The sequence below is a fragment of the Lelliottia sp. CFBP8978 genome, from assembly GCF_034046055.2.
GTDB lineage: Bacteria > Pseudomonadota > Gammaproteobacteria > Enterobacterales > Enterobacteriaceae > Enterobacter.
Map to the genome: position 1 here is coordinate 2,057,537 of NZ_CM188253.1, position 26,979 is coordinate 2,084,515.

The following is a 26,979-nucleotide window of genomic DNA, read 5'->3' on the forward strand; positions in this document are numbered from 1 at the left end:
CCCGTGAGAACTAATAAAGTCGTGTGGAGCGAAGGGCTGTTTTTGCGTCCACAGCTCTTTCAACAGCAAGAACGCTACCTCGAATATTATGCGCACAAAAGAGCATCGACCATTACGCCATTTTTCTGGGGATTTGCTCAATACGATATTGATAACGAGGCACTGGCCTACGGAAAACTGGTTTTGCGCACCTGCAAAGGTGTGCTCCCGGACGGTACACCTTTTGATATTCCGGGCCATGCGGCCCTGCCGGAGCCGCTGACTATCGCCCCTGAACATCTGGGTAAAATTATCTGGCTGGCTGTCCCGCTGCGCATTGATAACAGCGATGAGACCATTTTCGACGCTGATGACAGAGGCTCGCTGGCTCGTTTTTGCGCCTATGACGCTGAATTGCATGATACCAATGCCATTCGTCAGGGGGCCAGACAAGTGCAACTGGGGCGCTTGCGTATGCGGCTGATCGCAGAAACAGAAATGACGGAATCCTGGATCGGACTCCCGCTGACGCGTGTTAAGGCTATCCAACCGGACGGCAGCGTACTCTTGCATTCTCAGGATTATATTCCTCCCGTGACAGGCTACAGCGCCAGCCCACTGCTGACAGAGTGGCTGACGCACCTTAATGGTCTGGTGAAGATCCGCGCTGACATGCTGGCAAATCGACTGGCTAACAGTGATGGTAAGGCCAGTGCCAGTGCAGAAATTGTCGACTATCTGCTGTTGCAAATTTTTAATAAGTACGAGCCCGTGCTCGATCACCTGCGCCATATTCCGGAATTACCGCCTATTACGCTGTATCAGGAGCTGGCGAAATTTGCAGGAGAACTTGCCACCTTTATTCGGGTGAGCACCCGGCGTCCAAAACCCGCACCGGGATACCATCACGCCGGGCTTTATGGCTCTATCCGACCGCTGGTGGAAGAGATCAACGATCTTCTCAATCAGATCCTCGTCAGAGCGGGTCAGATGATCGTGCTGCAGAACAAGGGGCAGGGTGTCTGGGCGGCGTCAGTGATGCCAGAAGAGTTGCGTTCATTCTCAAGCCTGGTGCTGGCAGTCAATGCCCGAATGGCAGCAGATATACTTGCTCAGCAGTTTTCTTCTCAGGCCAAAATCAGTGCGCCACAGCAGTTACATGAACTGGTGCGTTCACACTTGCCGGGGCTGGTTTTGCAAAATCTGCCTGTTCCTCCGCGTCAAATCCCGTATCACGCGGGCAGCGTCTATTTTGAACTCTCCCGCAGCGGCCCCTTCTGGGAGCGTATTTTGCAGACCGGAGCACTGGCGCTACACGTTGCAGGGGAATTGCCTGAGTTAAGGCTGGAGCTGTGGGGGATCCGTCACTGATGAGCGATAACTTCGCGACTCTGGAGCAGGACAATGAACAGAGCTTACAGGCGCTGGGTAAGTTTTTGCTGGATGAACATACCGAGCCGGAACCGGAGCGGAGTACCCGTGCGCCTTTACCTGACAGTGAACCCACTCCGCTAACTGTGCCGGTGGCTTTTAACGAGGCCGCGTTAAAAGGGGAGAGCATTCAGCAGCGCGTGATGCGCGTCAATGCGTCCGGGAGTCCTTTACTGGAAGCCTGTCAGCCGCTGCTGCGGGCGTTGAGCGAAATGCCTGCTACGGTGGCCGACAACGCTCAGGTTGAAGTGCTCAAACGCACCTTAAACAGCGAAATCAATGTCTTCACCGTGATCTGTGAAGAGGTCAATATTCCGTGGAAGAAGATGACCATCGCGCGCTATTGCCTCTGTACCGCGCTGGACGAGGCCGCCCATGCGTCGCCGTGGGGCATCACTTCCGGGTGGGCGCGCAGTAACCTGCTCAACCACTTCGAAGGCGATAACGACGGCGGTAACAAATTCTTTCTGCTCGCCGGGCGTCTGTCAATGCATCCCCACGAGTATGGCGATGTGCTGGATATCATGCTACGGATCCTGGCACTAGGATTTGAAGGTCGATACAGCATTATCGAAGATGGCGATCGGCAACTGATGAAGATCCGCCAGCGTTTGTTGGCGTTGCTACAAAACACGCAAGATAAAATCGGGCCGGAACTTTCCCCTCATGGTTTACCGCTGCGTGAAGCCATCCGCAAGAAGCTGCGTATTCATGTTCCGGTTCGCGCCACGCTGTTGCTGACCGGTCTGCTCACGGCAGGCACCTTTGTCTGGTGCAAATATCATCTGCTGGTTCAGGAACATGCCCTGACCAGCAGGATGGATGCGTTGACCCGACTCGAATTTACCCAACCGATGACGAAAGCACGATTACGGCTCGCGGTACTGCTGAAAGCAGAAATTGATAAAAAACTGTTGTCGGTGGATGAGAATGACAAACAAAGCAAAGTCATTTTTAACGGCGATTCCATGTTCGCTTCGGGTTCGGTTGACGTCAGGCCGGAGAGGATCGTTACGCTTAACCGGGTGGCAACAGAGATCCACCGGGTCAACGGTTACGTGCTGATCGTCGGCCACACCGACGCCACGCCAATTCACAGACCGGGTATTGAAAATAACCAGGTGCTGTCGGAGAAACGCGCGTCCAGCGTCGCAGAACTGCTCATTAAGGCTGGCGTGCCAAGGGCCAATATTCGCATTGAAGGGGTTGGCGAAAAACAGCCGCTGCAAAGCAACCAGGATCCAACCGGTCGAGCCAGCAATCGACGTGTTGAAATGTTTGTCACCTATTAATGAGTCTCAACGGAATGTATTTTTTAAGTCGATTATTCTCAAGGCAAAGCCTGAAATTCCTGCTGCTAATGGCCTGTATTCTGGTCGTAGCCGCAGGCATTTGGTATCTCGGCCCCTTCTCAGGATTTGGAACGACGCGTCCGCTGGCATCAGTGAGTGCCCGAATATTATGCATCGTGGTGCTACTAATATGGGTAGCGCGACTGAACTGGCGGATTCCATTCTTTATTCCACTGGCACTGACGGCGAGCGTTATCGTCTGGATCATGGGGCCGTGGCTGCTGGCCGGAAAAAGCTACCCGCTGGCACGTTCGTCGGTGCGGCTGGCCATCATATTGATCATCTGGTTAATTGCGCTGATTTATGCGAGCTGGCTGTTTGTGCTTGCTGTTGTGGCGAATCCGGCGCTGTTAAACCGTTTTCGCCTGCGCGCGGCGCATCGCGATGATGTCAAAACCGAGCACGAGGCCATTGCCCGTAAAATCCGTTATGCCGTGGGGATGACCAATAAAGCGCGCACGCAGTGGCGCCGCTGGTGGGCAACGATCCTGCCGGGTGTCTTGCCGGAGACGGTTCCCTGGTATGTCATGCTGGGCAGCGAAGGTGTTGGCAAAACATCACTTATTGTCACCTCCGGACAGGATTTTCCGTTGCCGGAGCAGTTGAGTCGTATCGGTCGCGAGAACACGCCGACCCAGGACTGCGAATGCTGGTTTGGTAATGATGCGCTGTTTGTTGATACCGCCGGCAAATATCTTAGCGACGATGAGACTGCCAAACAGGAATGGATGGCGCTGCTCAAAGCGCTGCATAAATACCGCATTCGGGACGGGATTAATGGCGCGATCGTGGCGGTGTCTGCCGAAGAGATTATGCAGGGCGACAGCAAAGGCATTTTGTCGCTTGCCACCCGAATTCGCTCCCGACTTGATGAGTTGCGCCAGACACTGGGGATCCACTTCCCGGTGTATGTGGTTATTACCCGAATGGACCGCCTACGGGGATTTGAACCCTGGTTTCGCAGCATGACCAATGAGGCGCGGGAACAGGTGTGGGGCGTGACATTCCCCTGGGGAGAAATGGTTCACACCGATACGTCTGCGCTGCATGGCCGAATTATTACTGAACTGGATGCGCTTCAGCAGCGGCTTGCCAGCTTTATTCATCCGCGTCAACAGGAGGAATATTCCCTGCCGGATCGTAAATCAATGTACGCGCTTCCTCTCGATTTTAAGCTGCTGTGTACAGGCGTCAGCGAGTTTCTCCAGCAGGCATTTTTCAGTTCTCGTTACGACGAAACTCAGTTTTGTGCCAGTTTCCGCGGCATCTATTTTAGCAGCGCTTGCCAGACTGCCGACGCCGAACTGGTGAATCACAACAGTGTGGTTTCGCGCTGGAAAAATTACTTTTCGCCACGCTCTGCCGGAGCAGCAGTGTGCAGTATTGAACAGACAGAACTGGCAGAAACGCCACATGCGCGGCTGGTCTGGGGTAAACACTATTTCCTGCGTCATCTTTTTGCCGACGTTATCGTCAAAGATGCAGGGCTGGTTTCCCGTAATTTCCGTGAGGAAGCGCGTTTTCGTTTACATCGCTTGATGGGGCATTGTGCGCTGATCGTTCTCGCTGTGGTGCTGATTAACGGCTTCATTGACAGCTATAGCAATAACTCACGTTATCTGAATGTTGTTAGTTCGAGCACCCATTTTCTGGAGGCTCAGGTGGCAACGCTGAAGAAACTGCCCTCGGATACGCTGCTGCCGAAATTATTGTCGATGGCTCGCCAGTTGCCCGATTTTGGCGATCTGGATCGGCAACAGCCGCCGCTGGACTATCGCTACGGGCTTTATGTGGGCGAGGCGATCAATGCGCATTCCGGGCGAGTATACCAATATATGCTGCGTACCTTTTTACTCCCCGCGGTACAAAACCAGGCGACTGCCACGTTAAATTCAGCGCTGCAGTCTGAAGATAGCGACCGAATCTATGAAGCACTTAAAGTGTACCTCGGCGTTTATGGCCAGGGGCGCGCCGGCTCAGACTGGTTGCTGCAAAGTATCACCCAGCAGTGGGATGATGCCGACAAGTTAACGGCCTGGGGCGACAGCGACGTTTTTGTCAGTCATCTACAGAGTCTTTTCGCCCATCGTGAGTGGCTGGCTGAAGGGGCAAAAACGAATGATGTGCTGGTGCGGCAGGCCCGTTCCCTGCTAGGGCAACACTCGCTAAACGTCAGATTGTATCAGCGGATTAAAGCCGATCCGCTGTCGCAATCTCTTGAAGCCATGACTCTGAACCGGATGACAGGTGATTCCAGCGAGCAGATTTTAACGGTGAACGACGAGTCGCTGGCTCGCGATGGCATACCGGGATTTTTTACCAAAGCAGGGTATCAGACGCTGGTAAAAAAAAAATTCCTCTATCGCGTTACTCAACTCCAGCATGAGGATGAGTGGGTGATGGGAACACGTGCTGACGCTGCGGTGAATGTGCTCGCCACGCGAAACGGCGTCCTGTCACTCTATCTTCATGAGTATGCGGGCTACTGGGCCCGTTTTCTCGACAGTATTCAACTGATGTCGCTGGGCAGTGGCTCAGATGAAAGTGTTTCACCGCTGACCTCAGAAATTTATGTGTTGCGGATCCTGGCCTCCACTGACTCCCCGCTGAATCAACTGGCAAAAGAGGTGGTGGAGCAAACCACGTTGGCCGCCCGTGACAAGAGCCTGCCCGATATTCTTGAGCCCGCGATGATCACCAATAATCGGCTGACAAGTCAGGCGAAAAAACTGAATGACAGTGCGGATTATGCCGTCGAAAAATTGACTCAACGTGAGGTGGACGACCATTTCCGGGCGCTGAGAGAGTTTGTTAATGGTCAGGCCTCCAGCACCCCGAATCTTCCGGGGGCATTAACACCGGTGTCGGGTTCGCAGCTCAACCAAATGACATCCATGCTCAGCGAGCTGTACACCCTGTTCGTGGTCACCAATAACAGCATCAGCAACGGTGATACACCCGTAATGCCTGATACCGAAGTGCGGATGAGTATTCTTGCCCAGACGTGGCCGAATCCTTTTCAGTCGATTATCCGACCTTTCCTGACGTCTGCTTCAGCAAAAGTGGAAAACCAGGCGCTGGCGAGTAACACCAAAAATATTGACGACAATCTGGGCCAGGTTTGCCGCGATACGCTCGAAAATCGTTATCCATTTGCCAAAGAATCGACGGAAGTCAATCCGCAGGATTTTGAGCGCTTCTTTGCGCGCGACGGGCTGGTGGACAGCTGGTTTAAACAAAATCTGGCCAGCAAAGTGGATACCTCGCAGGCGGTGTGGCACTACAAGGGGACATCAGAAGAGGGCAATCTGGCATTCTTCCAGCAGGTGGCGCAAATCAGAAATGCCTTTTTCCGCCAGTCATCTGGAAACAACTTAGCCATGACCCCGAGTTTGTCGGTGGCCAATATGGACCCGGCCATCGTGCAGTTGAATATGGCGATTGCGGGCAGCCAGTTCCGGTATCTGCACGGCCCTGTGGTCCCGTGGCTATTTCACTGGCCAGCCAGCGAAGGGGCTTCTGATGTGAATGTCGATGTGAAACCTGCTGCGAAGAAAGGACAATCATCATTGTCATTTACCGGTCCGTGGGCACTTTTCCACTGGATGGATACGGCCGTGCAGCAGCATATTTCCGACGATGGTACCTTATTACTCTCGTTTGAAATAGATAATCGCCGGGTCGATTTTACGTTATCAGGCATGGTTGTGGAGAATCAGTCTTTCTCCGAACTGTTACAAAACTTCCGCTGCCCGGAAACACTGTAAAACAAGAGATATTTACCTCATTTTGATACGAATCAGGAGGTGATCATAAAATGAGAAAATAAAGCCGCTGCACAGCGTAGCCTTTATTAATCCGCACGCACGGGATGTGCGTTGCGGTATCAAAATATCAATAACGAATCGGGTATTAAAATGTCGCGAACAATTAGCCTGAGCAGTCCCGCGATGCCGTATTTGCTCGGGGAGCCTGCTTTAGTTCTGTCAAAGCTGGAAGGGGAAGAAGCCTTCTCGACGCTTTATACATGGACGATAACGGCAAGAACTCCTGCGAACCCGGCGATTCCCTGGCAGTCGGCGTCAAATATTGACATTAAGGCGCTGCTCGGCAAAGAGATGACCATCCAGATTGAGCTGGACGGGAACGGGCTTGACGGGACGCGCTATGTTGGCAAAGGGATAAGGGAAATTTCCGGTCTGGTACAGAAAGCCCGTTACGTTGGGCGGGACAGCAACCAGGCGCTGTATGAAATCATCTTGCGCCCCTGGCTTCATCTGGCGGAGTTAACGTCTGATTTTAAAATCTATCAGCAAAAAACGGTGGTGGATATTATTGACGAGGTGCTTGGTGATTATCCATACCCCGTCGAAAAAAGACTGTCGGCCACTTATCCTATTCTTGATTTCCAGGTGCAATATGGTGAAGTCGATTTTGATTTCATTGAGCGATTAATGGAAGAATGGGGCATTTACTGGTTTTTTGAACATTCTGATCATAAGCATCGCCTTATTCTGGTGGATCATGTTGGTGCGCATCGCCGTTATTTTAGCGAGGCTTACCACATTATTCATTATGTGCCAGACGATCCAAAGGCGGATGAAGAATATATCAGCCAGTTCCACCATCAGGAGACCATTGTTAGCGGTCGCTGGCTGACTAATGATTATGATTTTACGCGTTCGAGGGCTGATATTTCCGCTGTTGACAGCAAACCGCGTAACACTACCTATAACAATCTGGAGCTGTTCCATTGGCCCGGTGACTACGAGCAGCCCTCCATCGGGGAGATGCTGGCCAGCGTGCGCATGGAAGAGCGCGGCGCAGAAGGTTCGCGAGCAACAGGCGAAGGGGAAATCCGTGGAATTGTATGCGGATGCAACTTTGTTCTGACCGGCTATCCGGTGGACAAGGCGAATCGCGAATATATGGTGCTGAGAAGCGCGCTGAACATTAGCGAGATCTCGCAGACCAGCGATGTCCCGGTGTTTAGCTATCACTGTGATTTTACGGTGCAGCCGACCAGTAAAATTTATCGCCATCCGCTGACGATACCCCGACCGCGTACGCGTGGACCGCAAACGGCCATTATCGTTGGGCCGCCGGGTGAGGATATCTGGACTGACGAATATGGGCGCGTAAAGGTTCGCTTTGTCTGGGACCGCTATGGACAAAACCGCGAGTCCGATTCCTGCTGGCTGCGCGTGAGCCAGTCGTGGGCCGGGAATAACTTCGGTGGGATCTACATACCCCGTGTGGGCCATGAAGTGATCGTCGATTTTATCAATGGCGATCCCGATCGTCCGTTGATCATCGGCAGTTTGTACAACAACGTCACCATGCCGCCGTGGGATCTCCCCGCAAACCGGACCCAAAGTGGTTTGATTAGCCGGACCGTTGGCGGCGGACGTACCAACTACAATGGTCTTCGTTTTGAAGATAAACCGGGCCAGGAGCTCTACTGGGAGCAGGCCGAGCGCAACATGGATCGCGTCACTAAAAATGATGAGACCCAGACCATTGGTGCGCACTCGGCAGTAACGATAGGTGCCAGCCGTAAAATGCATGTCGGCACTGACTACAGTAAAGTCGTCATGGGCGGCTACAGCAAAATGGTCGGTCTGACCTACGGTCTTCAGGTTGGATTGTCGCGCGGCGTGATGGTCGGGCTGGCTAACTCCCTGGATGTTGGGGGCATGAACGCCACCAATGTCGGCGGTGCAAACCTGATTAACGTTGGCGGATACCATGCTGAATCCGTAGGTGGTGCCTGGCAGCTGGCTGCCGGGGGCGCGGCGACGATGGTCGCAGGTGGCGCGATCTCGCTGAGTGCCGGGGGCGAACTGACCCTGAGTGCGCCAACCATCAAGTTAGTGGGTTCCTGTAAAGTTGTCATTCAGGGGGGCGTTGTCGAGCTCAACCCTGGAGATTGCTGCGGCGGTGGCGGCGGTGGCGGTGGCGGTCTGGGGGCGTTGAGCAGCCTCGCCGGACTGATACCGGTATTTGGATTGATCTGTTTACCTATCCCATTACCGCCTCTGCCACCTGGTCCGCCGCCTCCGACGCCACTTCCGACGGACAGCCCATCGCCAACGCCGACGGACAGCCCATCGCCAACGCCAACGGAGAGCCCGACGCCAACGCCAACGGAGAGCCCGACGCCAACGCCGACGGAGAGCCCGACGCCAACGCCGACGGAGAGCCCGACGCCAACGCCGACGGAGAGCCCGACGCCAACGCCGACGGAGAGTCCGACGCCAACGCCGACGGAGAGCCCGACGCCAACGCCGACGGAGAGCCCGACGCCAACGCCGACGGAGAGCCCGACGCCGACGCCGACGGAGAGTCCGACGCCGACGCCAACGGAGAGCCCGACGCCAACGCCGACGGAGAGCCCGACGCCGACGCCGACGGAAAGCCCGACGCCGACGCCAACGGAAAGCCCGACGCCAACGCCGACGGAGAGCCCGACGCCAACGCCGACGGAGAGCCCGACGCCGACGCCGACGGAGAGCCCGACGCCAACGCCGACGGAGAGCCCGACGCCAACGCCGACGGAGAGTCCGACGCCGACGCCAACGCCTGAGCCGACAGAGGGTCCTCCATCTATGTGGCGCAGGAAATGAGATTCCACGGGAGGCTGACGGTGCTCATCCACCGATCAACCGACTGAGATTCTCTATCCTGAGAAAAGGTAACAACGTCCTCGCCAGGTCTCCTGGCGAGTTTTAACGTCATGATCAGAAGGAAAAAATATGCAAAATGCAGCGCGAATCGGGGATGCCATCAGCCACGGCGGGGCAGTCACCAGCGGCTCAGGGAATGTGACCATCAATAACCAGCCGGCCGCTATGCAGGGGGCCAGTGCAGTAAGTTGCTCCATCCATGGCGGTAGCTCGGTCGCTTCCGGGTCCGGATCGGTATTTATTAACAATTGCCCGGCAGCAAGACTCGGGGATGCCACCGGGTGTGGAGCCTCGATCAGCAGTGGCTCAGGTAATGTGTTGATAGGTTAATCCATATGATTTATCTGACCCTGTACTGGCCTGAGCGTCAGCAGCAGTGGGCGCTGGAAGCGAAAATTCTAAACCGTTTTTGTGCCGTAGACGGCCACTTTATGGCCTGCCAGAAAGCGGTGATGGACGATGATACAGTGACATTTCTCTTGCATAACGGGAGCGTGGAGATCGTGAGCTACCTCGTCACGCTCCCGTGTTATGTCGACGGAAAGGCCCTGCAATATGGAGAGCGCTGCCAGGCTGAAGTGGGCACGCTGATTCAGATCGCGCGTTACGCCATCGTCATTGAAAACGAATTAAGTGATGAAACGTTGATTCAGACGCTGGGTTTTTCTGCGGACAGTGGCAAAGGCGCACCGTTACCCGAGCTTGAAGATATCCTGCATAACAGCATGTTGCACGTTGCCCCGCAGCGGGAAGAGGAGCAGAACGATATTCTCAAAGCGCTGGAAAAGGAGTTCCGACAAGCGCTGATTTGGGGCGTTCAGACGCCGCAAAGTCAGCAGCCAATACCCGTACGGGAGACACGGTTTGCTGAGCGGATGTTCGATTTTGAGTTGATTCAGGCGCAAGTGAAATCGGCTACCGTGACACAGTGTATTTTCGAAACACCGTCGCTTATCCATAAGGTGTTTGAAGAACATGAAATTCGTGACGATGACACTTTCTTCCAGAACGACAAGGAACGCTATGACGTGTTGCGGATCCTCGCCCCGGAAGAAATTCACTATGACAATAAAAAAAGGCTTCCGGACCTGCTGGTACAGGAGATGTATCAGGCCGATCTGGATACACAATTTTAAATTATTCATACGGATAAAAAATGCTAACCACAAACCGATTAAGAGAGTTACTGAGCGCGTATTCATGGGATGAACTGCAGGATATGTTCTCCCATAAGCTGAAAAAACGTCCTGCCGATCGGGATGCCAGGGGGATGCTCGCGACCCTGTGGTGTGTAGAAGGAAAATGGGATAAGGCTCTGATTCAGGCAGATATTCTGCGGACGACCGATGAGGGGGAAAGCCGGGACGGTGAGCTGCTCAAAAACCTGATTTTAAGTGAAATGGTCCGTGAAAAAGTGCTGGCGGGTGAACGGGTGGTCAGTACGCTGGATGGTGCCTCAGTTGAGTGGATGGATCGTCTCCAGCAGGCTAATGCTGCCGCAGCCAAAGGAGAGGAAAAGGAGGCAGATCGCCTTCGCGGTGAGGCCTTTGACCTCGCCAGTATCACTCCGGGAGAAGGGGAGAAAGCAGGGAAGTTCAACTGGATTGCAGACGGCGATGGTCGCCTGGGCCCGGTCTGTGAATTTATTTGTGCTGGCGGCTACCGCTGGGTGCCTTTTGAACAGATTCAGTCACTCAAGACGCGGGCCCCTGCCAATTTGACCGATTTGCTGTGGCTTCCGGCGGTCATCACGGTTGCGCAACGTAGCTGGCATGGCTATTTGCCCGCTCGTTATCCCGTTATTGAAAACGCGACTCTTGCCTGCAAACTGGGGGATGAAACGCACTGGAACCCGCAGACAGAACTCCTGACCACAGGCAGTGGGCGAAAAATGTGGATCACGGATAATCAGGATTTTTCAGTAATGGAGATGGGGGAACTGGAATTCTCCGGTGGTGTTGAGCATGGCTGAAAAGCAGCAGTTTTTGCCGACGCTTCTGGATCGTTTGTTGGACGATGAACCTAAAAAGCGACACGAAAGCATAGAAGCGTCTTTTTACGACGCTCGAACGCTGCGGCGAATGGTGCAGCGGGATCTCATTGAATTACTTAACTGCGTCAATATCGAACGTGAACTCTGCCCTGTCAAACACAGCGATATTACCCAGTCGGTGATGAATTATGGTATCTCGCCCGTGTCAGGTTCTCCTGTCAACAGACATAACTGGCGCGAGCTGGAACAAAGTGTTCGCGATGCAATTTTGCGCTTTGAGCCACGCATTATCCCGCAATCGCTGATTGTTCGCGATTTAAACAATGAGAAAGGCCAGCCCTACAAAAACGGAAAGATGCTGTTTGAAATTCGCGGCCTGATTTACTGGAAACCTTATCCCCTTGATCTTTGCATGTCAGGTGCTTATGACAGGGAGCGAGAGGGTATTGAAGTGACGCCTGTCTGAAAGAATATGTGAGAATGCATATGGATGTTTTATATATCGGTAGTGGCCTGTCGGCATTACAGGCTAAAGATGAAAAGTATCACGACCATATTAAAGTTTGCCTGAACAATGCATGGCGCATTTATGAAGGCGGTGAGTTTGATTACTGGATCCACCCTGGTGATTTCCCTTATGAAAATTACCCCAGCAATGTTCACTTTCGTAGCGAAATTAATCACGCCCTCTATTCCCAGGCTCTTCACCAGGCTGCGGACAGGTTAGGATTCGGTGGTCTGGAAGGTTTTGAACTGGAAACACAGATTGGCTATACCTCGTTCTTTCAGGGGTTATACTGGATCATGCTCACACTGGCCCCGCAGCGAATCGGATTGCTGGGATTTGATCATGACTACAATCCGGATAAAACGAAAAAATGGAGAGAGGAGGGCATGCCGCAAATTTGTAATAATTTTCTGAATAAAAGAGAAGGCAGTATGAATGAGTGGGCAAATGATTATTTCAAAGAGTATGAACAGGATGCCTTTTATGGGCATGGCACTCCCGACCCATTACGCTTTAATGACGACTATATTGAGCAGTACATGCAGCTGGCACTGAAAAACTCGCAATTACTCGGCGTCGAACTGGTTAATTACTCGCAGCGATTCTCGCCTTATAACGTTTTCCCGAGAGCGGATGCGGATGCGTTGAGTGGGAAAGATAAATAGCGATAAGGGACGGGAAAAATTCAACGAACAAGCAAAACCAGATGTGAATAATCTCCCTCCCACCGGGCGGTGAGAGGGATAAATCTTACGCAGCCACCAGGCTGTCGATGGCCGATTTCGCATCAGTCTGCGCTTTCGTCGCCACTTCCGGTCCGTACGCAATACCTTCAGCGAACACAAAGTTCACGTCGGTAATACCGATGAAGCCCAGGAACAGGGTCAGGTACGGCGCAACCAGATCGGTTGGCGTATCTTTATGGATACCGCCACGGCTGGAAAGCACGATAGCACGCTTGCCCTTCACCAGACCTTCTGGACCGTTTTCGGTATAACGGAAGGTTACGCCAGCACGCGCCACCAGGTCGAAGTAATTCTTCAGCTGCGTCGGGATGTTGAAGTTATACATCGGGGCGTTAATCACGATCACATCATGAGCCTGCAGTTCGGCAATCAGCTCGTCAGACAGCGACAGCGCTTCCTGCTGACGCGGCGTCAGTGGCGCATCGCTCGGACGCAGGGCACCAACCAGCTCACCGTCCAGTACCGGAATGGGATTTGCAGCTAAGTCGCGAACGGTAATTTCGTCAGCGCTATGCTGTTCACGCCACTGCTCAACGAAATAATCAGAAAGCTGACCAGACTGAGAGTACCCTGCCAGAATACTGGATTTAAGAACTAATAATTTGCTCATGGGTGATTCCTTTAATTGTATTGGATTGGGGGGTTCCCCGTTGCTTGATGACACTCTATTCACAATCCTGCCGCAGGGATAGCGCAATATATCGAATCCTATGTTCGATTTTTTTGAATAAGGCAGTGAATGCAGCGGTGTGGTACTCTATAGCAATCATTCAAGTGAGATTTAGCCAGGCAGAGCACTGCCCCCTAACACGATGACAGAACAACAAAAATTATCCTTCCCGATGCTTATGCAACAGCTCGAAAATCTGATGCTGCGCGACAAACAGCGTTTTGCTCGCCGTCTGCACGGGGTTAAGAAGGTTAAAAATCCTGATGCACAACAGGCCATTTACCAGGAGATGGCCAAAGAGATAGAACAGGCGGCAGGGAAAGTTGTGCTGCGCGAAGCGGCGCGTCCGGTAATTGATTACCCGGAAAATCTGCCTGTCAGTCAGAAAAAACAAGAGATTCTTGAAGCGGTTCGCGATCACCAGGTGGTGATTGTCGCCGGTGAAACGGGTTCAGGTAAAACCACACAGTTGCCAAAAATCTGTATGGAACTGGGTCGTGGCATCAAAGGGCTGATTGGTCACACTCAGCCGCGTCGTCTGGCGGCGCGCACCGTGGCAAACCGTATCGCCGAAGAGCTGCAAACCGAGCCGGGCGGCTGCATTGGCTATAAGGTGCGATTCAGCGATCACGTGAGTGATAACACCATGGTCAAACTGATGACCGACGGTATTCTGCTGGCTGAGATTCAGCAGGACCGCCTGCTGATGCAGTACGACACCATCATCATTGATGAAGCGCACGAACGCAGCCTGAATATTGATTTCTTACTCGGCTATCTGCGTGAATTGCTGCCGCGTCGTCCGGATCTGAAAATCATCATTACCTCGGCGACCATCGATCCTGAACGCTTCTCGTGCCACTTCAACAATGCGCCAATCATTGAAGTGTCTGGCCGTACCTATCCGGTGGAAGTGCGTTATCGCCCGATTGTGGAAGACGCGGACGACACCGAACGCGATCAGCTGCAGGCCATTTTCGACGCCGTGGATGAACTGGGCAATGAAAGCCCGGGCGATATCCTGATCTTTATGAGCGGCGAACGGGAAATCCGCGACACCGCCGATGCGCTCAACAAACGCGATCTGCGTCATACCGAAATCCTGCCGCTGTATGCGCGGCTTTCGAACAGCGAACAGAACCGGGTGTTCCAGGCCCACAGTGGACGCCGGATCGTATTGGCCACCAACGTGGCGGAAACCTCGCTGACCGTGCCGGGCATCAAATATGTCATCGATCCGGGCACGGCGCGCATCAGTCGCTACAGCTATCGCACTAAAGTCCAGCGCCTGCCGATTGAGCCGGTTTCTCAGGCCTCGGCCAACCAGCGTAAAGGCCGCTGCGGGCGTGTTTCAGAGGGGATCTGTATTCGCCTCTACTCCGAAGACGATTTCCTGTCCCGCCCGGAGTTTACCGATCCTGAGATCCTGCGTACCAACCTCGCGTCCGTTATTCTGCAGATGACCGCGCTCGGCCTGGGCGACATCGCCGCGTTTCCGTTTGTCGAAGCGCCGGATAAACGCAACATTCAGGACGGGGTCCGTCTGCTCGAAGAGCTGGGCGCGATCACCACTGACGAGCAGGCCACGGCCTATAAACTGACACCCATGGGGCGTCAGCTCAGTCAGCTGCCCGTCGATCCGCGTCTGGCACGCATGGTGCTGGAAGCGCAAAAACACGGCTGCGTCCGTGAGGCGATGATTATTACTTCGGCGCTCTCCATTCAGGATCCGCGCGAAAGGCCGCTCGATAAAAAGCAAGCGTCGGATGAAAAGCACCAGCGCTTCCACGATAAAGAGTCTGATTTCCTGGCGTTCGTGAACCTGTGGAACTATCTCGGCGAGCAGCAGAAGGCGCTCTCTTCGAATCAATTCCGCCGCCAGTGTCGTGTCGAATTCCTCAACTATTTACGCGTTCGTGAGTGGCAGGATATTTATACCCAGCTGCGCCAGGTCGTGAAAGAGCTCGGGATCCCGGTGAACAGCGAACCCGCAGAGTACCGTGAAATTCACATGGCGCTGCTGACGGGTTTGCTTTCGCATATCGGTATGAAAGACGCCGATAAGCAGGAATTTACCGGCGCGCGTAACGCCCGTTTCTCGATCTTCCCCGGTTCCGGTTTATTCAAGAAACCGCCGAAATGGACCATGGTGGCGGAGCTGGTGGAAACCAGCCGGCTGTGGGGCCGAATTGCCGCGCGGATCGATCCGGAGTGGGTCGAGCCTGTCGCGCAGCACCTGCTAAAACGCTCTTACAGTGAACCGCACTGGGAGCGCGCGCAGGGCGCGGTGATGGCGACGGAAAAAGTGACCGTGTACGGCCTGCCGGTTGTGGCCGCGCGCAAGGTGAACTACAGCCAGATTGATCCGGCACTCTCTCGCGAGCTGTTTATCCGCCATGCGCTGGTGGAAGGGGACTGGCAGACGCGTCACGCGTTCTTCCGTGAAAATCTCAGGCTACGCGCCGAAGTGGAAGAGCTGGAGCACAAATCCCGCCGCCGCGACATTCTGGTGGATGACGAGGCACTGTTTGAGTTTTACGACCAGCGCATCAGCCATGATGTGGTGTCGGCGCGCCATTTTGACAGCTGGTGGAAAAAAGCCAGCAAAGAGGCGCCGGACCTGCTCAACTTTGAAAAGAGCATGTTGATCAAAGAAGGCGCGGAGCAGGTCAGCAAGCTGGACTACCCGAACTTCTGGCATCAGGGCAATCTGAAGCTGCGTTTGACCTATCAGTTTGAGCCTGGCGCAGATGCCGACGGTGTCACCGTCCATATTCCGCTGCCGCTGCTCAACCAGGTCGAAGAGAGTGGTTTTGAGTGGCAAATTCCGGGCCTGCGTCGTGAGCTGGTGATTGCGCTGATTAAATCGCTGCCAAAACCGGTGCGGCGTAATTTTGTTCCGGCTCCCAATTATGCTGAAGCCTTCCTGGGCCGCGTCACGCCGCTGGAGATGCCGCTGCTGGACGCGCTTGAGCGTGAACTGCGCCGAATGACGGGCGTGACCATTGACCGGGAATCCTGGCACTGGGATCAGGTGCCCGATCATCTGAAAATCACCTTCCGCGTTGTGGACGACAAAAACAAAAAACTCAATGAAGGGCGTTCTCTGACGGAGCTGAGAGAGGCGCTGAAAGGCAAAGTGCAGGAGACGCTCTCGGCGGTCGCTGATGACGGCATCGAGCAGAGCGGTCTGCATATCTGGAGTTTTGGCAATCTGCCGGATCACTACGAGCAAAAACGCGGTAACTATAAAGTGAAAGCGTGGCCAGCGCTGGTGGATGAGCGCGACAGCGTGGCCATCAAGCTTTTTGACAACCCGCTGGAACAACAGCAGGCAATGTGGCGCGGTCTGCGCCGTTTACTGCTGCTGAATATTCCGTCGCCGATCAAATATCTGCATGAAAAACTGCCGAATAAAGCCAAGCTCGGGCTCTATTTCAACCCCTACGGCAAGGTGCTGGATTTGATTGATGACTGCATCTCCTGCGGGGTCGATAAGCTGATCGACGAGGCGGGTGGACCGGTATGGACGGAAGAGGGCTTTGCGAAGCTGCATGACAAAGTACGCGCCGAGCTCAACGATACGGTGGTCACCATTGCGAAGCAGGTCGAACAGATCCTGACGGCAGTGTTCAATATCAACAAACGTCTGAAAGGGCGTGTGGATATGACCCAGGCGCTGGCGCTCTCAGACGTGAAGGCGCAAATGGGCGGACTGATCTATCGCGGTTTTGTCACCGGCAACGGATTCAAACGTCTCGGCGATACGCTGCGCTATCTCAACGCGATAGAAAAACGACTGGAGAAACTGGCCGTCGATCCGCATCGCGATCGCGCGCAAATGCTGAAAGTGGAAAGCGTCCAGCAGGCATGGCAGCAGTGGCTCAATAAACTGCCGCCCGCCCGCCGTGACGACGAGGATGTGCAGGAGATCCGCTGGATGATCGAAGAGCTGCGCGTCAGTTTCTTCGCTCAACAGTTAGGAACGCCTTATCCGATTTCCGATAAGCGTATTTTGCAGGCGATGGAACAGGTTAGCGTTTAGTTTTGTGTGCCTCATCGTGGTGGTATTCCCACGAATCAATGAACGCACGCTGAGCTCCCTCTCCACTTTGGGGAGAGGGCTGGGGTGAGGGGGAATATGCGGCGCAGTTGGCTGTTCCGTTCACTTCACGTTCATCGCGTCTCTGTCACACCAGAACCGGTGAACGTGTCAGGGCGGCTCAATCGCCGCCGCCCTGACCACCCGGGCTCCCGGCAAGAAAATCGCCGCTGCGCGGTACTTTCGTCTTATTTCTTCCGGCTTATCGGGGACGGGCGGGTGTAACATCCCTGTAAATCCGCCCTCGCCGCGCGTCCATGCGCGGCGCCCCGGCCTTCAGAAAACGCCTCAACGATTTACAGCCGGACCAGGCCATCGCGGTCACGTCTGAACTTCATGAGGGTATTGAATGTTGACACTTCAGCATGCAAAAGAGCGCCCCCATTTCAACCATTCACCCACGCCAGCGTAAAACCCTCCCAGACTTTCACGCCAACGGCTTGTCATGCCATGGCAGCGACATCATGCTCAGCAAGCCCGGCCAGTTTGTTCTTCTCAAGCTCAGACCATCCGCCCCCAAGCGCTTTATACAAATCGATCTGCGCCAACAGCAGGTTATTTTTAACTTGAACCACATTCGTTTGTACCGAGAATAGCGTGCGCTGGGCATCCAGCACGTCCAGATAAGAGGAGTACCCGTTGCGATAACGGTTTTGCGCGATGCGCAGCGTTTCCTGCGCGACATCCTGTTGCGCCGATAGTTCGGTGAGCTGTTCCTGATAACGCGCTATAGCATCCAGGCTGTCATTCACTTCCCGAAACGCATTGCGCACGGTTTTTTCATAGCTGTACAGCGCCTGATTGCGCTGAGACTGGGAAATGTCGACCTGCGCATTTAACGCCTGACGGTTGAGCAACGGGGCCAGAATACTGCCGCCGACGCTCCAGAGTTGCAGGGGGTTGTCGAGCAGACCGGATAAGGTCCGATCCTGAATGGAGCCGGTCGCCGTCAGATTGATCGACGGTAGCAGACTGGCGCGCGAGGCCGCCAGCGTGGCATCCGTCGCAATAAGCTGGCGCTGCGCCTGCACAATATCCGGACGACGGTTAAGCAACGAAGAGGGCAGCTGCGACGGCAGGGTTAACGGCGTCACCGACTCAAAGCGTGGATTGCGCGGCAGTCCGGCGGGATTGGTCCCGACGAGCAGACTTAACGCGTTTTCTTGTTGCGCAATCTGATGCTGCAAAAGCGGGATTTGCGCGCGCGTAGAGCGCAGTTCAGAATCCGACTGCATCAGCTCCAGCCGCGAACTGTAGCCCGTTTCAAATTGCCGTTTCGCCAGATTAAAGGCCTCTTCACGCGATTTCAGCGTCGAGCGCGTCACGCGAAGCTGCTCGTCCAGTGACAATAGCGTGACGTAGCCTGATGCCACCGATGAGGCGACGGTTAAATCCGCCGCCGCGGCCGCTGCTTTTTGCGCATCGAGCGAGGCCTGCGCGGCGTTCGACGTACTGCGATTGACGCCCCAGATATCGACGTCGTAGCTGGCCGTCAGACTCCCTTTATACAGGGTGTTGTAAACCGGCAGGCCGGTGGCGGCGGACTGCGAGCGGGCGCGCGTGCCGCCAGCGCTGGCATCCAGAGAAGGGAACAGGCTACCGTCAGCGGCATAAACGCGTGCCTGATATTCGTTGACTCTCTCACGCGCGATCAGCACGTCACTGTTATTTTGCAGGGCCTGATCGACATAGCGGTTGAGATCATTATCGTGAAAATTACGCCACCACAGGTGCTCTGTCGGGCTGTCGGGACCCACCGCGTTTCGCCACTGAGCGGGAATCATCAGCGAGTTTTTGGCCGGCTCCACGTCCACGGACTGACACCCGGCCAGCAACAGGGCGAGAAGGATACTGGCAACGGGGCGACGCGTCATGGGTTCTCCTCCCGCGTGTCGATAGTGACCTGTACCGACATCCCCGGGCGCAGCAGGGCAGCGGCTTCCGGCTTGCCGAGCACCTCGATACGCACCGGAATACGCTGGGCGATTTTGACAAAGTTACCCGTGGCGTTGTCCGGGGTAATGGCGCTGAATTCCACCCCGGTCGCCGGAGAGATACTTTCCACGCGGCCCTGATAGGCTTTGTCGTTTAAGGCATCGACGGTAAATTTCACCGGCTGTCCCACCCGCAAATTCGCCAGCTGTGTCTCTTTGATATTCGCGATGACCCAGTGCTGCGGCGGAACCAGGGTGGTGAGATGCGTTCCGGCGGTGACGTAAGCCCCGAGACGCACGGCAATCTGGCCAAGCTGACCGTCGCGCGGGGCCACAATGCGGGTGTTTTGCAGATCGATTTCTGCCAGTTCCAGCGCCGCTTTGGCATTATCGACGTCGGCGACCAGCGCGTCGCGATTGACGATGACAGATTGTAAATCCTGGCGCGACATCGCCAGAGTCGCGGCGGCCTGATCGATATCAGCGTTGCCCTGAGCCGCGCTGGCCAGTGCGGCATCACGCTCACGGACAGACAGCGAACCGTCGGCGGTCAGGTCTTTGACGCGCTTCAGATCCGCCTGGGTCTTCAGATTTTGCGCCCGGGCATTTTTGAGCGCGGCCTCGTTACGGGCAATCACCGCTTCGGCGCTTTTACGCTGTTGCAGGTTATTGTTGAGCGCGGCGATTTTCATTGCCAGCTGCGCTTGCGCCTGATGAACGCGCTGGCGATAGATCCGGTCGTCAATCTGCAGCAGCAGATCGCCTTTTTTAACCTGAACAAAATCCTGCACCTTCACATCCGTGATATAGCCGTTAACCTGCGGGCTGATAAACGTGGTCTGGCCGCGTACGTAAGCGTTGTCCGTAAACTGCGCCTGTCGGGTGAAGGGGGGCAATTGCCAGGCGTAGAGGATCACCAGTACGCCGACAATGGCTATTGCCGCCGCGGTAAAAAGTGAAACAACACGCAAATTATTGCGCGTATGGGCCTGCTCTTTGGCGGCATCCTGCTGACTCATAACTTCTCCAGGGGGAACGCGGTAACCATTAGTATTTTATATCCATTATTTTGTGCCGGTGGCATTTCGCAGCGCCAGACGGGCGGTGATCCTCAGGCGCAGCAAACGCCACAGGATCCACACCAGCGTGGCGGTGGCAATGGCGGCTGTCAGTAAATAGGTATCGTTGTATGCCTGAATATTTGCCTCAAGCGTCGTGACGGTCTGCAGCTGCGTTACGGCTTGTGTTCCCAGCAGGGCGCTATCGCCAATCAGACTTTGATACATCCGGGTGTAGATTTGCAGGCGTTCATTCACCAGCGGGTTCAGCGTGGTCAGCTGGTCGGCAAGCAGACTGGAGTGGTACTTCTCACGCCAGGTCTGGAATGTGCCCAAAATCGCTGAACCCAGCAGGCCGCCAACGTTCTGACTCATTCCAAACAGCACCGAAAAACTGACTAAATTGCGCGGGTCGGCAATCACGCCACCAATCCCGGCCAGCATCGCCGGCGCGAGGAAAAATGCACTGCCAAAGCCGAGCAGAAACTGGCTAAGCATCAGCTGATCCGGGCGGGTGAGGTTGTTGGACTGGCTGTCGAGCAGCGAGGCAACAATCATTAACACCAGCGAGGTGACGATCGGCCAGGCCAGTCTGGTGGGTTTGATGGTCAGGCAACTGACGACGATGCCGCAGACAATACCGGCGAAGATCGACCACGCCAGATGGGTCATCTGTTCGTTCTGCAACCCCACATACTGTAGCCAGCCGATCACGCCGGTATTTTGCTCCGCCAGCACAATGCGGATCAGCAGCATAATCAGCCCCAGGCGCAAAATGCTGCCGCTGGAGAGCCAGCGGGTGTTGAGCAGGGGGTTATTGCGGTTGTGCTCAAAAACGATAGCCGAGACGATCAGCACCAGCGAGAGCGCCAGTGACCAACCAATCCACGGCGCTTCAAACCACCAGTCGAGGCGGCCCAGCGACAGTACGGCGCACAGTAACGCCATTCCCGGCGCCAGCAGGAAGAACGTGATGAAATCTTTTTTCTCGAACACTTTGCGCCTGTCGCCTGGCGGGAGTTTGAGCGCAATAACGCAGCCGAGTGACACCAGCGCCAGTCCCAGCTCAAAGAAATAGAGCCCGCGCCATTCGTCGAGCTGCAACAGTTCGGTTGAAAACAGTCGCGCCATCGGGATCGCCAGCGACGAGCCGGTGATGCCGATGGTCAGGGCTTTCAGGCGGTGTTTCGCGGGCCAGGCCTGGATCTGATAATAAATTCCGAGTGAACTCAACGCTGCCGCCACCATCCCGTGTGCGGCGCGCACCATCAGCGCCGAGCTTAAATCGTTAACGAAGAGGTGGAAGAACGTCACCAGAACATACAGAACGAGAAAGCCTTCGGTAAAGGCGCGCAATCCGTACTGCTGGCGGAACTTCACCAGCAACAGGTTGATTGAGACGTTGGTCATCACGTAGACGGCGGGCAGCCAGGCGATTTCCGTTGACCAGACGGCGAAGGTTCCCTGCAGATTTTGCAGGTTGGCGGCCACCATAGCATTGCCGAGTGCGCCCGTCAGGCAGACCAGCAAACCCACCACGCCGTAAGCTACGCGTTTTGGCATGCTGTGGATCGGTGTAGAAGGCGAACCTAACAGCGCGGGTTTTTCGTGTGGCTGCCACTCGCGAGGAGCATAAGGATCGCGTTGAGGCAGGCGCATAACGGGGTTTACCTTTGCAAAAATCGAATAATTAGTGGGCTAATGATTCTACGTCTGACGCAAATCATAATTCAAGTGAATATGAAAAGAGTCGCATAATCAAATGTTGATTGTATCTTAAGGGAAAAAATCGACCGAAAAGGTTTTCTGCCGGATGATGATGATCGTTCCGGCTTTCGGAGAGATCCCCTGTTCTGCGAACGGGTAAGCGTTACTCTGAAGATAACCTGTTGTAAGGAGGTAACAATGACAATGGTCCTTTTTCCCTGTCTGCCCGAGGCGACGCTGGCAGCCGTCAATACCGTAGGTGAATGGCTGGCCCAGGAAGAGCGCGGCGCTGAACAGCCGATTGACGCGGTCATTCTTGCCGGTAACGCGGTGATCCCCACCATTGACGCCGCCTGTCGGGTGGCGTCCGAGCAGCACGTGCCGCTGTTGATTAGCGGTGGCATCGGTCATTCGACGACATTTCTGTACGCCGCCACGACCCGCCACCCACGTTACAACACCGTTTCGACCACCGGGCGTGCCGAAGCGGCCATACTCGCGGATATCGCATGTACGTTCTGGAAAATTCCAGACGAGCAGGTGCTTATCGAAGATCAGTCCACCAACTGCGGCGAAAACGCGCGCTTCAGCCGGGCGATGTTAAAGCAACATTTCCCGACGGCGGCACGCGTGCTGGTAGCGCAGGATCCCACCATGCAGCGCCGCACTATGGCGACATTTGCCCGGGTCTGTCGTGATGAGCCGGATGCCGTGCACTGGATAAGCCATCCCGGGCTGATCCCCCGGATGGAAAACAGCGAGGATGGGCTGGTATTCCATGGCGGCGGCGAGGGGCTGTGGCCGGTGGAGCGGTATCTCTCGCTGCTGCTGGGTGAACTGCCGCGCCTGCGCGATGACCTCAATGGCTATGGTCCGGCAGGGCGTGATTTTATCGTTCACGTTGATATTCCTGCGGAAGTGGACGCCGCCTGGCAGATCCTGCGCCAGGACACCATTCTGACCGAGGCGCTGGTGAGCCGATCTCTTCTCTGACCGCTGCCCGTTTGCGCTGCCATTATCGCAAACGGGCATTTCATGTTGCTTAGTTGTAATTAAATTGTTTTGTTGGTGCGCTTTTTTTATGCGATATCTCACAAAAGCAGTGTGCCATCATAGGAAAGTCCGCGCCTGACTGTAGTTTTTAACAATGATTTTACTTGTTGAAAACAGTGCAATTACAGGAGCAGGTCATGACAGTACCCGTACAACATCCTATGTATATTGATGGACAGTTTGTTGCCTGGCAGGGTGACGCCTGGATTGATGTCACCAATCCGGCGACCGAAGAGGTCATTTCCCGTATTCCCGATGGGCGTGCCGAAGACGCCCGCAAGGCGATAGACGCCGCTGACCGCGCACAGCCCGCCTGGGAAGCGCTCCCGGCCATTGAACGCGCAAACTGGCTACGCAAAATCTCAGCCGGGATCCGCGAGCATGCCAGCGAAATCAGTGCGTTGATTGTCGCCGAAGGCGGAAAAATTCAGCAGTTGGCTGAGGTTGAAGTCAATTTCACCGCAGATTACATCGACTATATGGCCGAATGGGCGCGTCGCTATGAAGGTGAAATCATTCAAAGCGATCGTCCTGGCGAAAATATTCTGGTCTTTAAACGAGCGCTGGGCGTCACAACCGGTATCCTGCCGTGGAACTTCCCGTTCTTCCTTATCGCGCGCAAGCTGGCGCCAGCGCTGCTGACCGGCAATACCATTGTGATCAAACCGAGCGAGTTCACCCCAAATAATGCCATCGCCTTCGCCAAAATCGTTGACGACGTTGGCCTGCCAAAAGGGGTCTTTAATCTGGTGCTGGGGCGCGGCGAAACCGTGGGTCAGGAGCTGGCGGGCAACCCGAAAGTGGCGATGGTCAGCATGACTGGCAGCGTGACGGCGGGCGAGAAAATCATGACCGCGGCGGCAAAAAATATCACTAAAGTGTGCCTGGAGCTGGGCGGCAAAGCGCCTGCTATCGTCATGGACGATGCCGATCTGGAGCTGGCCGTAAAAGCGATTGTCGATTCCCGCGTCATCAACACCGGACAAGTCTGTAACTGTGCTGAGCGCGTCTATGTGCAAAAAGGGATCTACGATCGCTTTGTCAATCGTCTGGGCGAGGCCATGAAAGCGGTTCAGTTTGGTAATCCGGCTGAGCGAAACGACATCGCGATGGGACCGCTGATTAACGCCGCCGCGCTTGAGCGAGTAGAGCAGAAAGTGGCGCGTGCGGTGCAGGAAGGGGCCAAAGTGGTGCTGGGCGGCAAAGCGGTTGGCGGAAAGGGCTACTATTATCCGCCGACGCTACTGCTGGACGTGCGCCAGGAGATGACCATTATGCATGAAGAGACGTTTGGTCCGGTGCTGCCGGTTGTGGCGTTCGATACGCTTGAAGATGCGCTGACGATGGCGAACGACAGTGATTACGGCCTGACGTCCTCAATTTACACCCGGGATCTGAACGTGGCGATGAAAGCGATCAAGGGGCTTAAATTCGGCGAAACGTACATCAACCGCGAAAACTTCGAAGCGATGCAGGGGTTCCACGCCGGCTGGCGTAAATCCGGGATTGGGGGCGCGGACGGAAAACACGGTTTGCATGAGTATCTGCAAACGCAGGTGGTCTATTTGCAATCCTGATAGTCACCGCCTCTGTCTCTCTCCGGTCAGGAGAGGGACAAAGGGGCAAATTATCAGCCGGATGTACTCATTCTCATACATTACCGCCGCGATGCCTGCTCAGACTTTGGTCGCGATCCAGTTCATCATCAGCTCCGGCCACACTGCGACAGGTAAGCCCTGCGCATCGCGGATGCCAAATCCGTGTTTACCGCGTTCGAAAAGATGCATCTCAACCGACACCCCTGAACGGCGCAATGCGCTAAACATCGCCAGACTGTTTTCGACCTTTACTGCCGGGTCATCAACGGCGTGGAGCAGGAATGTCGGCGGAGTCTGGCTGCTGGCGCGATCTTCCAGCGAATAATGACGGATTTGCGCTTCCCCGGGATTATCACCGATCAGCTCATGACGTGAACCCGGATGGTCGATATCCGCATGCATCGTGATCACCGGATAGACCAGCGCCATAAAGGCGGGGCGTGCATCCAGCTCATCAGCAGCGTCAATGGGCGCATAGACAGCCTCGTCAAAGCGCGTGCCAAGGCTCGCCGCCACATGGCCACCCGCGGAAAAGCCCATGACTCCGATGCGCGCCGGGTCGATTTTCCACTCCCTCGCGTTAGCCTTGATACAGCGAAAAGCACGTTGCACATCGGCCAGCGGCGCATCCGCACCTTCCTGATGCCCGTCGCCAGGCATGCGATACGTCATGACAAACAGGGTATAGCCCCGCGCGTTAAAAAACGGGGCCAGCGCGCTCCCTTCTTTGTCGAGGACCACCCGACGATAGGAGCCGCCCGGCGTGACCAGAATACCCACGCCGTTCGGTTTTTCAGGCGCGTATACGGTTATCTCCGGGGCGCGAACGCCGGTCACAGAACGATCGTATTCCGAGGTACCGGTATGGCGTGGTTCGGGGGTAAACACAGCGTCGCTGGTGCGCGCGCCTGGCGCGTCGCCTTCAGGCCAGACGGTGAACGTCACCGAACGGGCGACGGCCAGGTGCATCATTTTTTCCAGGGTTTCGCGGCTCAAGACTTCCATTACTGCACTCCCTTACGTCAAACCTCTGGTTATAGCACAGGCCCGAAAGGGAAAACCGGAAGGGATTCACATCCAGCGGACAGACAGGCTGCCCGCTGGATGTGATTACAGCGCGGCGAATTTATCGAGCGTGCGGACCAGCTGGGTCACAAACCCGTATTCGTTGTCATACCAGGCGACGGTTTTCACCAGTTGTACATCGCCGGCATCGGTGATTTCGGTCTGGGTGGCGTCAAACACCGAACCAAAATGCGAGCCAATGACGTCAGACGACACAATTTCTTCGTCCGTGTAGCCAAAGGAGTCGTTATTGTCGGTCGCCTTTTTCAGCGCGTTATGGATCTCCTCAACCGTCACTTTTTTATCCAGAATGGAGACCAGTTCGGTCACCGACCCGGTTTTAACCGGCACGCGCTGAGCATGGCCTTTGAGCTTACCGCTCAGGTCCGGGATCACCAGACCAATCGCTTTCGCCGCGCCGGTGGTATGCGGGATGATATTTTCAGCGGCTGCACGGGAAGCGCGAAGATCTTTCCCCCGCGGGCCATCGACCAGTGCCTGCGTCCCGGTGTACGCGTGGATAGTGGTCATGGTCCCGGCCCTGATGCCAAAAGCATCATGCAACACCTTCGCCAGCGGGGCCAGGCAGTTAGTGGTGCAGGACGCCACTGAAATGATGGTATCACTGGCGTCAATGGTATCGTCGTTAACGTTAAACACGATAGTTTTCATCTCTCCCGCAGGAGCGGAAATAAGGACTTTTTTCGCGCCTGCTTCCAGATGGGCTTTGGATTTCTCCTCTGAGGTATAGAAGCCGGTACACTCGACAACCAGATCGACCCCAGCCGATGTCCATGGAATATGTTTGGCCTCTTTCTCGGCGTAAACGGAGATCGATTTGCCATCGACAATCAGAGAGTCCTCGGTGAAATCCACGCTCCACGGGAAGGGACCGTAATTGGAGTCATGTTTAAGCAGGTAGGCGAGGACTTTTGGTGAGGTGAGATCGTTAATCGCAACGACACTGTTGCTGTCCTGAGTTTCGAGCAGACGACGTAACACCAGGCGACCGATACGACCGAACCCATTAATGCCAATTTTACTCATGGTGTGCTCCTGTATGAACTGAACGATGCGACAGTTTGAACTTATCCAGG

At 55.1% G+C, this 26,979-nt stretch carries 18 protein-coding genes; 12 read left to right on the top strand and 6 right to left on the bottom strand.

From position 1 onward, the window contains the following. Positions 1-3: 3 nt before the first annotated feature. The 9 genes from tssK (at position 4) to SOM82_RS09705 (ending at position 12,614) form a co-directional block, all read left to right on the top strand. Complete coding sequence (tssK, locus tag SOM82_RS09665; protein ID WP_320459412.1) at positions 4-1,350, top strand: type VI secretion system baseplate subunit TssK; 1,347 nt, start codon at positions 4-6, stop codon at positions 1,348-1,350. Continuing rightward, positions 1,350-2,702, top strand: coding sequence for a type VI secretion system protein TssL, long form (tssL, locus tag SOM82_RS09670; protein WP_320459413.1), 1,353 nt, complete (start codon positions 1,350-1,352; stop codon positions 2,700-2,702). Before tssK ends, tssL begins: the two co-directional genes overlap by 1 nt. A 14-nt stretch (positions 2,703-2,716) precedes the next feature. After that, positions 2,717-6,529: a type VI secretion system membrane subunit TssM gene (tssM, locus tag SOM82_RS09675; RefSeq protein ID WP_320459414.1), complete on the top strand. Its 3,813-nt coding sequence runs from the start codon at positions 2,717-2,719 to the stop codon at positions 6,527-6,529. A gap of 183 nt (positions 6,530-6,712) precedes the next feature. Further along, positions 6,713-9,388 (top strand): type VI secretion system Vgr family protein, encoded by a 2,676-nt coding sequence (locus tag SOM82_RS09680; RefSeq protein ID WP_320459610.1) that lies wholly within the window; start codon positions 6,713-6,715, stop codon positions 9,386-9,388. 129 nt (positions 9,389-9,517) lie between these two features. Continuing rightward, the gene (locus tag SOM82_RS09685) at positions 9,518-9,778 is read left to right on the top strand and encodes a PAAR domain-containing protein (RefSeq protein ID WP_154125361.1); all 261 of its coding nucleotides are present in this window, start codon (positions 9,518-9,520) and stop codon (positions 9,776-9,778) included. Between the two features lie 5 nt (positions 9,779-9,783). Then, positions 9,784-10,584: a TagK domain-containing protein gene (locus SOM82_RS09690; RefSeq protein WP_320459415.1), complete on the top strand. Its 801-nt coding sequence runs from the start codon at positions 9,784-9,786 to the stop codon at positions 10,582-10,584. Positions 10,585-10,604: 20 nt separating this feature from the next. Then, entirely contained in the window at positions 10,605-11,420 is an 816-nt protein-coding gene (locus SOM82_RS09695; protein WP_320459416.1) for a type VI secretion system accessory protein TagJ, read from the top strand. Continuing rightward, positions 11,413-11,907: a type VI secretion system baseplate subunit TssE gene (locus tag SOM82_RS09700; protein ID WP_320459417.1), complete on the top strand. Its 495-nt coding sequence runs from the start codon at positions 11,413-11,415 to the stop codon at positions 11,905-11,907. Before SOM82_RS09695 ends, SOM82_RS09700 begins: the two co-directional genes overlap by 8 nt. Before the next feature lie 20 nt (positions 11,908-11,927). Beyond that, a complete protein-coding gene (locus tag SOM82_RS09705; RefSeq protein ID WP_320459418.1) occupies positions 11,928-12,614 on the top strand; it encodes a hypothetical protein in 687 nt (228 codons plus the stop codon). Between the two features lie 85 nt (positions 12,615-12,699). On the opposite strand, the gene azoR is transcribed toward SOM82_RS09705, so the two are convergent. After that, positions 12,700-13,305, bottom strand: coding sequence for an FMN-dependent NADH-azoreductase (azoR, locus tag SOM82_RS09710; protein ID WP_320459419.1), 606 nt, complete (start codon positions 13,303-13,305; stop codon positions 12,700-12,702). A gap of 202 nt (positions 13,306-13,507) precedes the next feature. Between azoR and hrpA the strand changes: the two genes are divergently transcribed. Beyond that, positions 13,508-17,410 (top strand): ATP-dependent RNA helicase HrpA, encoded by a 3,903-nt coding sequence (gene hrpA, locus SOM82_RS09715; protein WP_320459420.1) that lies wholly within the window; start codon positions 13,508-13,510, stop codon positions 17,408-17,410. 500 nt (positions 17,411-17,910) lie between these two features. Here hrpA and SOM82_RS09720 read toward each other — a convergent pair whose 3' ends face one another. Genes SOM82_RS09720 through SOM82_RS09730 form a run of 3 tightly spaced genes read right to left on the bottom strand, consistent with a single transcriptional unit; the run spans position 17,911 to position 22,118 of the window. Then, complete coding sequence (locus SOM82_RS09720) at positions 17,911-19,341, bottom strand: efflux transporter outer membrane subunit (protein ID WP_320459421.1); 1,431 nt, start codon at positions 19,339-19,341, stop codon at positions 17,911-17,913. Continuing rightward, entirely contained in the window at positions 19,338-20,420 is a 1,083-nt protein-coding gene (locus SOM82_RS09725) for an HlyD family secretion protein (RefSeq protein ID WP_154125369.1), read from the bottom strand. The genes SOM82_RS09720 and SOM82_RS09725 overlap by 4 nt, the downstream gene beginning before the upstream one ends. Before the next feature lie 45 nt (positions 20,421-20,465). Further along, positions 20,466-22,118, bottom strand: coding sequence for an MFS transporter (locus SOM82_RS09730; RefSeq protein WP_414672102.1), 1,653 nt, complete (start codon positions 22,116-22,118; stop codon positions 20,466-20,468). 246 nt (positions 22,119-22,364) lie between these two features. Between SOM82_RS09730 and SOM82_RS09735 the strand changes: the two genes are divergently transcribed. After that, positions 22,365-23,159 carry a YdcF family protein gene (locus SOM82_RS09735; RefSeq protein ID WP_320459422.1) on the top strand — a complete coding sequence of 265 codons (795 nt, stop codon included), beginning with the start codon at positions 22,365-22,367 and terminating at the stop codon, positions 23,157-23,159. Positions 23,160-23,356: 197 nt separating this feature from the next. After that, the gene (gene aldA / locus SOM82_RS09740) at positions 23,357-24,796 is read left to right on the top strand and encodes an aldehyde dehydrogenase (protein ID WP_320459423.1); all 1,440 of its coding nucleotides are present in this window, start codon (positions 23,357-23,359) and stop codon (positions 24,794-24,796) included. Between the two features lie 99 nt (positions 24,797-24,895). Here the strand turns inward: aldA and SOM82_RS09745 are convergent, their stop codons facing one another. After that, positions 24,896-25,822: an alpha/beta hydrolase gene (locus SOM82_RS09745; RefSeq protein ID WP_320459424.1), complete on the bottom strand. Its 927-nt coding sequence runs from the start codon at positions 25,820-25,822 to the stop codon at positions 24,896-24,898. A 105-nt stretch (positions 25,823-25,927) separates the two neighbouring features. After that, positions 25,928-26,929, bottom strand: a complete 1,002-nt coding sequence (gene gap / locus SOM82_RS09750; protein ID WP_320459425.1) for a type I glyceraldehyde-3-phosphate dehydrogenase — start codon at positions 26,927-26,929, stop codon at positions 25,928-25,930. Positions 26,930-26,979 lie beyond the last annotated feature (50 nt).

Excerpts from the sequence above, each read along its gene's own strand:
- tssL (WP_320459413.1), top strand. The coding sequence starts at position 1,350 with ATGAGCGATAACTTCGCGACTCTGGAGCAGGACAATGAACAGAGCTTA.
- tssM (WP_320459414.1), top strand. The coding sequence starts at position 2,717 with ATGTATTTTTTAAGTCGATTATTCTCAAGGCAAAGCCTGAAATTCCTG.
- SOM82_RS09680 (WP_320459610.1), top strand. The coding sequence starts at position 6,713 with ATGCCGTATTTGCTCGGGGAGCCTGCTTTAGTTCTGTCAAAGCTGGAA.
- SOM82_RS09685 (WP_154125361.1), top strand. The coding sequence starts at position 9,518 with ATGCAAAATGCAGCGCGAATCGGGGATGCCATCAGCCACGGCGGGGCA.
- SOM82_RS09690 (WP_320459415.1), top strand. The coding sequence starts at position 9,784 with ATGATTTATCTGACCCTGTACTGGCCTGAGCGTCAGCAGCAGTGGGCG.
- SOM82_RS09695 (WP_320459416.1), top strand. The coding sequence starts at position 10,605 with ATGCTAACCACAAACCGATTAAGAGAGTTACTGAGCGCGTATTCATGG.
- SOM82_RS09700 (WP_320459417.1), top strand. The coding sequence starts at position 11,413 with ATGGCTGAAAAGCAGCAGTTTTTGCCGACGCTTCTGGATCGTTTGTTG.
- SOM82_RS09705 (WP_320459418.1), top strand. The coding sequence starts at position 11,928 with ATGGATGTTTTATATATCGGTAGTGGCCTGTCGGCATTACAGGCTAAA.
- azoR (WP_320459419.1), bottom strand. The coding sequence starts at position 13,305 with ATGAGCAAATTATTAGTTCTTAAATCCAGTATTCTGGCAGGGTACTCT.
- hrpA (WP_320459420.1), top strand. The coding sequence starts at position 13,508 with ATGACAGAACAACAAAAATTATCCTTCCCGATGCTTATGCAACAGCTC.
- SOM82_RS09720 (WP_320459421.1), bottom strand. The coding sequence starts at position 19,341 with ATGACGCGTCGCCCCGTTGCCAGTATCCTTCTCGCCCTGTTGCTGGCC.
- SOM82_RS09725 (WP_154125369.1), bottom strand. The coding sequence starts at position 20,420 with ATGAGTCAGCAGGATGCCGCCAAAGAGCAGGCCCATACGCGCAATAAT.
- SOM82_RS09730 (WP_414672102.1), bottom strand. The coding sequence starts at position 22,118 with ATGCGCCTGCCTCAACGCGATCCTTATGCTCCTCGCGAGTGGCAGCCA.
- SOM82_RS09735 (WP_320459422.1), top strand. The coding sequence starts at position 22,365 with ATGACAATGGTCCTTTTTCCCTGTCTGCCCGAGGCGACGCTGGCAGCC.
- aldA (WP_320459423.1), top strand. The coding sequence starts at position 23,357 with ATGACAGTACCCGTACAACATCCTATGTATATTGATGGACAGTTTGTT.
- SOM82_RS09745 (WP_320459424.1), bottom strand. The coding sequence starts at position 25,822 with ATGGAAGTCTTGAGCCGCGAAACCCTGGAAAAAATGATGCACCTGGCC.
- gap (WP_320459425.1), bottom strand. The coding sequence starts at position 26,929 with ATGAGTAAAATTGGCATTAATGGGTTCGGTCGTATCGGTCGCCTGGTG.